At 63.8% G+C, this 1,235-nt stretch carries 1 protein-coding gene and 1 pseudogene; one reads left to right on the plus strand and one right to left on the minus strand.

Annotated features, from left to right (window positions below; genetic code table 11):
• Positions 1-428 precede the first annotated feature (428 nt).
• Positions 429-626 (plus strand): helicase associated domain-containing protein, encoded by a 198-nt coding sequence (locus PV364_RS41085; protein ID WP_319666056.1) that lies wholly within the window; start codon positions 429-431, stop codon positions 624-626.
• Between the two features lie 55 nt (positions 627-681).
• On the opposite strand, the pseudogene PV364_RS41090 reads toward PV364_RS41085, so the two are convergent.
• Positions 682-1,235 (minus strand): annotated as a pseudogene (locus PV364_RS41090) (hypothetical protein); the annotation flags it as partial.

Genomic DNA, 1,235 nt, shown 5'->3' on the forward strand with positions numbered 1-1,235 from the left:
ACGCTCCGCATACTGATCCGTCGAGCAACGAGCCGCTACCGCTGGGACGCCCGACCCACCACCCGACGCCTCACATGATCCATTTGCCGGTCGGTCTAAGGAACTCTCACTTCAACGCGCTGCACTTTCTCACCGGATGTCCTCGGCTCTCTCAGCTTGTGTCACCTGGCAGTAACTCTGACCTGCTTCATTCCAGACAGCGTCATGAGAAGCATTCAGGACATCCGAGCAAGAGTTAGCAGGATGGCGAGCTCGTCATCCAAGGCGAAGACATCGGCCGCTGGATCCAAGCCCAGCGCACCCAGTGGGACGCGCTCACCACGGTCCAGCAGTGGCTCCTGACCGAGATCCTCGACATCACCGCCGCCCCGAAGGAGGAGCAAGCACCGGCCCCAGGGGCGGCCAGGCCGAAACGCACCCGGGCACAGATCTGGGCCGCCAACCTCACCGCCGCCCGCCAATACGCCGAACGGGAAGGACACCTCAACGTCCCCCGGTCCCATGTCGAGACCGTCCACGGCACCGCCCACGCCCTCGGCATCTTCATCGCCAACCAACGCGCCCGACGCAACGGCCTCGCCCAGGAGCGCGTCGCAGAACTCGACGCCCTCGGCATCCGCTGGTAGCGACCGGATACGCAGGGCCGGGCGAGGACCCCCGCCCGGCCCTATGGCAAGCCGGTCACCAGCGAGGATGCTTTGCCCGGTACTCGATGAGTGCCTGGAGCGCCTTCTTGCCACGCTCGAGGTCGCCGCCAAACGCCCCGCTCTGGAGGAGCGGCCAGGCGGGTGTCATCTCGCGCTCCGCATCTGCGGCCAAGCTGTTGTCGGCGTAGCCCCAGTTTGGGTCGAGGAGGAATTCTCCTGGCCAGGGGTTGGCCAGGAAGTCGTCCTCCTGGTCCATGGCGATCAGGGATGTCAGAAACTCGAACCGGTTGAAGGCGTTCCCATATGCGTGGTCGTCGGGTTCAACAAGTCGGAAGGGATCGCGCAGCACCTGGCGGATGAAGTGGCTTTGGGGGTAGTGCCATCTGCCGCCACTCGGCGGAGTATCGATCTTGTTGATCCCGTTACCGTCGACGACCCGGTAGGGGTTGAGGTAGACATCCGGGGTCTGTCTCTGCCCGTTACCGAATAGGGGAGTGTCTAATAAACGGCGGATCTGTTGATCATGGAGACGCCAAGTGAGTGAGATGACGATCGAGCACGAGTCCGCGGCTGAGCCGGTCGATGCTG

The organism is Streptomyces sp. MI02-7b (genome assembly GCF_033793585.1).
In the GTDB taxonomy this organism is placed as follows: domain Bacteria; phylum Actinomycetota; class Actinomycetes; order Streptomycetales; family Streptomycetaceae; genus Actinacidiphila.